This is a genomic window from Pseudomonas sp. K8 (genome assembly GCF_014889455.1).
GTDB lineage: Bacteria > Pseudomonadota > Gammaproteobacteria > Pseudomonadales > Pseudomonadaceae > Aquipseudomonas > Aquipseudomonas veronii.
This window is the reverse complement of record NZ_VJWO01000018.1, coordinates 98,448-105,834: the sequence shown is the minus strand read 5'-3', so window position 1 is coordinate 105,834 and position 7,387 is coordinate 98,448. Positions and strand designations below refer to the sequence as shown.

At 56.5% G+C, this 7,387-nt stretch carries 4 protein-coding genes and 1 pseudogene; all 5 read right to left on the bottom strand.

What is annotated here, in order from left to right; genetic code table 11:
* Positions 1-114 precede the first annotated feature (114 nt).
* The 5 genes and pseudogenes from INT12_RS15125 to INT12_RS31290 all read right to left on the bottom strand — a co-directional run bounded on the left by INT12_RS15125 (position 115) and on the right by INT12_RS31290 (position 7,359).
* Positions 115-3,036 (bottom strand): T6SS effector BTH_I2691 family protein, encoded by a 2,922-nt coding sequence (locus INT12_RS15125; protein WP_193058902.1) that lies wholly within the window; start codon positions 3,034-3,036, stop codon positions 115-117.
* Positions 3,033-3,971 (bottom strand): hypothetical protein, encoded by a 939-nt coding sequence (locus INT12_RS15120; protein ID WP_193058901.1) that lies wholly within the window; start codon positions 3,969-3,971, stop codon positions 3,033-3,035. Before INT12_RS15120 ends, INT12_RS15125 begins: the two co-directional genes overlap by 4 nt.
* Positions 3,968-5,419: pseudogene (locus INT12_RS15115) on the bottom strand (type VI secretion system Vgr family protein); the annotation flags it as partial. The pseudogene INT12_RS15115 and the gene INT12_RS15120, both read right to left, overlap by 4 nt.
* A 118-nt stretch (positions 5,420-5,537) precedes the next feature.
* Positions 5,538-6,341 (bottom strand): DUF6708 domain-containing protein, encoded by an 804-nt coding sequence (locus INT12_RS31770; protein WP_319017453.1) that lies wholly within the window; start codon positions 6,339-6,341, stop codon positions 5,538-5,540.
* Between the two features lie 85 nt (positions 6,342-6,426).
* Complete coding sequence (locus INT12_RS31290; RefSeq protein WP_226926204.1) at positions 6,427-7,359, bottom strand: DUF6708 domain-containing protein; 933 nt, start codon at positions 7,357-7,359, stop codon at positions 6,427-6,429.
* Between the last annotated feature and the right edge of the window lie 28 nt (positions 7,360-7,387).

Here is a 7,387-nt window from a genome sequence, read left to right as displayed (position 1 = left end):
GAGAACGAGGTCGGCAGCCTCGCGTTTGAATTCAGGGGAAAAGGTACGGCGTTGTTTGGTCATCTGACACCTCGTTCTGGCGAGCATTCTCGCCTAAATGGGTGTCCGGTTTCATTAGACCACTACACATTGATAGTCTGAGCGTTCCGGATGAAAGCAAGGTAAAACCAAGCGGTACTCCAGCCTCGCCTCCTGTGCGAGGGTCCCGGCGCCGCCAGTCGAGCCTCCCCGGTGGTAGCTCTGACCGGCGGTCAAACGCAGACGAAAGCGCACGTCGGCCTCGACGCCGAAGGTAGCGGCGTTGAGCTCGGCGATGGCAACCGGGGCATGCTCGGGCTGATTCCAGTGAACCTTGGGCGTTTCGTCGGCGAAACCGAAGACGCAACGCCTGGCCCATCTTTCAAGTGGCGTGGATTCTTCACTCCTGGCCCATTGGTAAAAACCATATCCTGCCATGCCCAGCAGGATAGCGATGCCCATTGGGCCCATGAGAGCTGTCGCGCCATAGACGGCAGCAGTAATGCCAACAATGGCGCCAGCTCCGTAAAATGCCGCCGATAGTTTGTAAAGGCTTGCCGCTGATTGATCACCACTTTTCGAAGTCCGTGTAGCCGCCATTCCGGCCTGAGTCGCATCAAACAACCCAGTCACCGCACCAACGACCGCCCCCGCTCTGGCGAGCATTTGGCCTGCGCGAAATGAAGCGTTGGCGGAGGCTGCTGCCCGAGTAGACAGCCCCCCCATCTGCTGAACTCTCCCAGCTCCGGCTTCTAGCGCGATCCCTACGACTTCCACACCGCCGGCCAGCCCCCCGAGGGTGGCACCATACAGCGCCAGCTTGGCTTCCGGCGCTTTGTCGCCCAATGCTCGCTCCACCTCCTCAAAATTCTTTTTCATCGAGTCGTTGAGAAGGTAGAATCCGCCCAGCGCCAACAGCAGCTGGCCGCTGCCCGCGACTCCCTGCAGGCCGGTAAACCCGGTGCGCACCCAGTTGGCTGTCCCCTCTGCGGACACCATGAGGCCGCGTAGAGTTGTGCGGGCTCTCGGGTCCAAGCTGCCGACGCCTATCGTGATCTCCTGCAGCAGATGGTGCGCGCTGGAACCCACCCGGTCGACACCTAGTTCAGCCTTGCGCATCAGATCTTGCCGAAGCTTGTCGACCTCGCCTTCCACCCAAACCGAGATGGTGATCAATTGATTGGCTACCTTGGGGTCCAGCACGGCCAAGCTGAGAAGACCGGTCCGGATCAGCGGGACAACCTTTCTGTGTACCTTCTGGGCCTCATGGTTCACCTTACCCATGGCGGCCTTGACGTCTTTTCCGCTTCGACGAATAGCCTCAGATGCCCGACTTTGCAGATTGCGCAACTGTTCACATTGCAGGGCGTAGTACTCGCTGAGCTTCATTTGGATCTTAAGTTCGGTGAGGTGAATCCCGTTGTACAACAGTTGGCTCGCGCTGTTGAGTCGAGATACCGCGCGCGCGACACCGGGCCCTAGTAGCGGTTGGAGCCGGGCACTGGCGGCGTTGAGCGCACCAAGGAGTTGGGCTGTCCCCGCTTGGAGGTAAGGTTGGACATAGCGACTGGACTCTTCGCTGGTCAGGGCTTTGGTCACTGCCGAATATAGTTTTTCGCTGTCGTTCCAGTCGATTTCGTCGGTCGTACTGAAACTGGGTAACAAACCTGCCAGTAGGGATTTGTCCCGCATCAATACAGCACGATAGACCGGACTTTCCGGATCGTTCAGCCACTCAACCCACAGCAGGGCCGTGGGGCCGTTATCCGGGGAGGATGCCTTTCCATCCAGACGTTCGCCAGTTAAGGGTGGCGCTTCACTGACACCTCCGCGCAGACATAGTGTCATGGTTTGGCTATAAGCCAACCCTGAAGTGAAGTCGGCTCCGTCATAGTCATGCTGCTCGATGCGCTTGAACTGCGCGCTACGGCAGAGCTCTGCATAGAGTTTTCCACACCAGTCGATATAGTGTTGGTAGTTTTCCAATTCTCGGTGATCGTTTTTTTCAAACGAGGCGCGATCGGCTTCGCTGTAGCGTTTTTCCAGCGACGCGTCGTAATTCCGGATTTTTTGTTGGATAGCGTGCTGACGCTCGACCTCGGGAATACCAAAGATGGGTGGACCATCACCGGTCATGGGTTCGAATGAGGCGGTTTGCTGCTCGGCCCAAATGGGGTGCATGTTGCGAATGGCGATAAGCAGGTCTGACGTTTGGTGTTTATAGGCTCTCATTGGTTCTTCAATGTGCCGCTGACGGGCCTCAATCCATCCGTTGCGCATGTAGTTATACTGTTGAACTAGGCCCACGGTATCGTCTAGCACCAAGGCGAGCACGCCTTGATTGAGTGCCTGCTGGTCAACTGTATTGCGTAGGAAATCCTTCAGTGTTCTCACGCGTGTAAAGCGGCTATGAAAACCATGCACCTTGTCCAGGCCTCCGACGGCCTGTTGACGCTGGTATTCATGCACCTCTTGGTCTACACGAGGACTTTCGGCCGTCATTACCAGTGCATCCTCTATGAGGTCGGGGTTATCTCGGGCAGTCCGCAGGTCAAGATTGCGGAAGCGTTCCGGAGCGATGTTGTCTTTGTAGGCATCCAGAACGCTACGAGGCCAGGGATCACTGGCAAATGCCAGACATGCATTGGTGTACTTACGGGTGTCGATATTGAGAAAGGAAGCCGGAGCATCATGGTTAGCCGAGGTACAGGCATCGCACAACAGGGTTTCATTGGCCGCTGGTGGTGCATAGGGGTTGAATTGACGCAGATAGCCATCCGGTGTCACCTGATAGGCTTGCCACGTCTGCTGGTCGAGTAATACGTACAGGTAGCCAGCGCGTAATGTGCGCAGCCCCTTACGCGTGTTGGACAACGCACCAGACTCTTCTGAAGATCGGGGCACCAGTGCCTGACGCAGCGGAAGAATTGGCAAGCCCTGGCGTGTGCAGGCATTGCACTGATCCATTGGAAGGCATGTTTCAGCGACGGCACCGCCAAGCTGTGAGCTTAGGGTCATGGGTGTGCTCCTGCAAGGGTCAAATCCGACACTATCCTTTGCCAATATTGGTCATTTAAGGCTTTAAATTGCGCCGTGAGTGACATTTCATTTCTGACTGTTTTTTCGATCAGCCTGCGCACGTCGATGTGCTCATGCAACCGCGAGTGCAGCATCAATGTGTGTAATGCCAAGGTCACGATGTCTTTTTGATCGACTAGTCCCATCTGGCGGGCTTGAAGTATCTGCTTATAAGCTTGGGCAGCGGCTTGGGGAGGGAGAAGTGTAGGCCCACGCCAACGGGCGGGGGCGTAAGTCAGGGGGAGGCGGCGGGCGTGGCGCCAAGTGTTGAGCAACGAGGACACCAGTGCTGCATCCTGCTGCACAGCGGTTGCGCGTAGCCCAAAGGCAATACCCGTATCAGGCTGGCCCACCAAAAGGCTGCTGGCTCCACTGCTAGTAGGAAAGAGCCAGTGATGAATTGGCCACCAACTGCCCATCTCACCGTGCTTCAAAGTAGCGGCTAACAGCTCTAGGCGCAGCGGTTCATACACTGGGAAAAACTGCGTTCCTGCTGGCAGTGGCAACTGTCCGAGCTCTATCAGGTTAGTACTGACGGTTGCTGCTATTGCTGTACTACTGAGCCAGCCGCATACGTAGCGTCTTGAACGATTTTCATCCTCCTTGGCACGCAGTGCCGATAATGACAGTAAATACTCTGAGGGTTTGATGGCCGCGGTGGCGAGAGTCACTAGCACTGGACAAGCATGTGGCGTGTGATCCAGATCGGGGCGGCGTAGTCTTGTGAGCGCATCGTCGCCCAAAGTATGGCGCAGTGCTTCAAGGTGCAAAGGATCGCCTTCGGCGCAATCAGCCAATGGATCAAGTAACAGATACAGCGATGCACTGGGCGAATGCTGCTCGGATGCAAAGGTCTGAACGATAGTTGGAGTCATTTGTTTTTCTCCACACAAGTCTGCCCCGACTCGGGTGCCAGCTGCAGGGAAAATGGCTGACCGTTGCCCGGCGCTGTTGCCGTAACTGGGCCTTTGACGGTTATGGCAACGGCGTTGAGGTGAATGCCAAAAGCATCGAGAGTAATGCTCCCCCCAGGACCTTGAAAGACGATCCGTTCACTGGCTTGCAAGTTATAAAGGGTGGTAGAGAGCTGAATGCCCTGACCTGCAGTCAGGCTATGTTGCCCCTTGATAGTGTGTTCGCTGTGACCACCGACTTCGCTTCGGTGGTTGGCGATTGTGGAATCGTAGCGATCATTGCCCACGCGCTCCCAGCGGTCACGCTCCACACTGGCTTTATGATCCCGGCCCACGGTAACGCTGCGATCCTGGCCGATAGCATGGGACTGGTTGTTACCGATCGATACGTGCTCGTCGTTACCGACTTCTTCTTTTCGGTCATTGCCGACGAAGATACTGTTGTCGTGCTTGATGTGTTCGTTCTTGTCCTTTTCGGCATGGATGTACACCTCTTCCTGCCCCAGCTCATCCTCAAAACGCAGCTCGTTGAAACCTTCGCCCTTATGGGTCCGGCTCTTGATGGTCATCCGCGTTTTGTGCTTGGGCAGCTCATACGGCGGCAGGTTAGTTTCGCGGTAGGTGCGGCCGGTGGCGATGGGCTGGTCAGGATCACCACTTAGGTAGCTGATCACCAGCTCCTGACCTACACGCGGTACAGCCATGGCGCCCCAGGTCGCGCCGGCCCAGCCCTGAGCCACACGAATCCAGCACGAACTCTGGTCGTTGTTTTTGTCCGAGCGATCCCACGGGAACTGCACCTTGACCCGGCCCCATTCATCGCAATAGATCTCTTCCCCTGGCGGGCCGACTACGGTGGCGATCTGCGGGCCGTCGATGCAGGGTTTGTCGCACAGCGGCGCTTTCCAGTCGGACATCCAGTGGATCGCGCTGGCCTTCATTTTGTAGGAAGTGCCGCTGTCGCTGCCGAATGCTTCCTCCTCCAGACTGCTGTGCTGTTTGCCTTCGTGGGTAACAGCAATGGTGCGCCAGCGATCATTGAAATCCTCACGGGGATGCTCGTTGAGGTCGAACGCCAACCCCGGTTGCAGGCGCGCATCGTCACCGGCCACATGCGCAAGCTTGGCGTCGTTGCGCAGGGCGGTCAGGCGGGTCTTGGTGAAAGGCTTGCCGGCGATGTCGCGTTTGTAGCGTCCCGGATAGTCGTAGCGTTCGTAGTCCTTGTGCTGGTTGTTCAGGTCCTGGTCGCCGGTGGCGGTGTGCTGCTGGTTGTAGCGCGGGTGCGTGAAGGTGTAGTCACGCTGCACCTGGCGTGCGGTGCGCACTTGTTCGGTGTAGTGGAAGCGGGTCAGTGCCGGCTCCGTAGCATCGTCGCCGCCCATGGGCTGGTAGATCACCGGGCAGTGCTCTTTGCCGTGGATGCTGATATACGCGATTTGGCCGACCGCGCTGCTGTCGACGATTTCCAGCGAGTAGGGCGGCGCCAGGTCATGAGGGATATAGGCTGCTTCAGTTGATGGCTTGTATTCAGGGCGCGCTGCGTGACTCGAGGTCTATTTCGGCTGGCCATCGCACTTTGGGGGCCAAGCGACGCGCGAGATTGAAGGTCACGTCTTCATTGTTCCAGTCACGAGGTGGGCGGGGGAAAGTGGGCAGGGCTTGCGGGCCTTGTTGCATGAACAGTTGGGCCATGGCCCAGTACATTTCGCCTTGTTGAATTTCGTGGGCGAAATGAAAACGTTCTATTACCTGATGGGTGCCAGGTTTCACCACGGCAAGGGTGACGGTTTCGATGAGGCCGCCACTGCCCATGGGGCCGTACACGCTGCTGGCTTCGGCACGCAGGTTATCCCAGTCATAGACTTCGGCCCGAACGCCCCAAGCGGTGCGGCTGAAGGGTCTGAGGCCGTCGCGGTAAAAGCGGTATATATAGACTTTGCGTCGGAAACGGTTGAAGCGGATGGGTTCGTCACGGGGAGGGGCAACGTCCATTCGCCAGAAGTAAATCCCTAGCCACAAAGCTGTGATGAGTCCAAAAAATGCTACTAAAACGAGAGAGGTAGGGGGGGCACTATGCTCTTTAACTGCAAAAGCAACCAGCGTAGCCGGAAATCCTAGAGACAATAGAAAGATGAAAGGAACCATCCAAACACCAACTCCACGAACTCTCATCGTGGCGCGCGCCAGTTCGAGATACACATCGTCAACATGATTGGGCGGATTCGATAGTACGGGAGGATACGGTTCATTGGAGGGCGAGTCGTTTGGTCCCGGCAGATCGTGCTTCCAGCCAGGAGCAGGTTTGTCGAGTAAAGGTGTTTTAAATACCATGATGAGCAGTTCCAGTTCGGGGTGATCGCCGCTTGTATCTTTAGCCGGTCGTCGTATTAAGGCTGCTTTGGTTGATGGCTTTTATTCAGGGCGCGCTGCGTGACTCCAGGTCTATTTCGGCTGGCCATCGCACTTTGGGGGCCAAGCGACGCGCGAGATTGAAAGTCACGTCTTCGTTGTTCCAGTCCCGGGGCTGGTGGGGGAAGGTGGGCAGGGCTTGCGGGCCCTGTTGCATGAACAGTTGAGCCATGGCCCAGTACATTTCGCCTTGCTGGATTTCGTGGGCGAAATGAAAGCGGTCAATGACTTGGTTTGTACCGGTTTTTACAACGGCCAAGGTCACAGTTTCGATGAGGCCGCCGCTGCCCATGGGGCCATATACGCTGCAAGCTTCGGCGCGCAGATTGTCCCAGTCATAGACTTCGGTTCGTACGCCCCAGGCGGTGCGGCTGAAGGGCCTGAGTCCATCACGGTAAAAGCGGTAGACATAGACTTTGCGTCGAAAGCGGTTGAAGCGGATGGGTTCGTCCAGGGGAGGGGTAATGTCCATTCGCCAGATATAAATGCCTAGCCATATGCCAGTAGTACATAAGATGAGGCTGAGAAAACTCAGCACAAAGGGAGGGAGATATTGCTCCGCGACAACATAGCTAATCAAACCGACAGGTATAGCCATGGACAGCAGAAACATAAAAAGTGCTATCCAAATACCCACTCCGCGAGATCGCACTGTGGCGCGTGCTAGTTCAAGGCATACATCATCAACGTGATTGGGTGGGTTTGAGAGTACAGGAGGGTATGGTTCACTTAACGGTTGTTCGTTTGGCCCCGGCAGGTCGCGCGTCCAGCCAGGAGCAGGTTTGTCGAGTAACGGTGCTGTAAATAACATGATGGAAAGTTCCAGTTCGGGGTAAGAGCTGTGTGTGACCTTTGGCTTGTCGATCAGGCAGCAGATAACCAGCAGGCAGGCACACTGTTGATGACGAGCAGCGATGGTCGCCATGGGAAAAGTAGGCAAATGCCCATGCCAAGTTCACCCAAGGCTG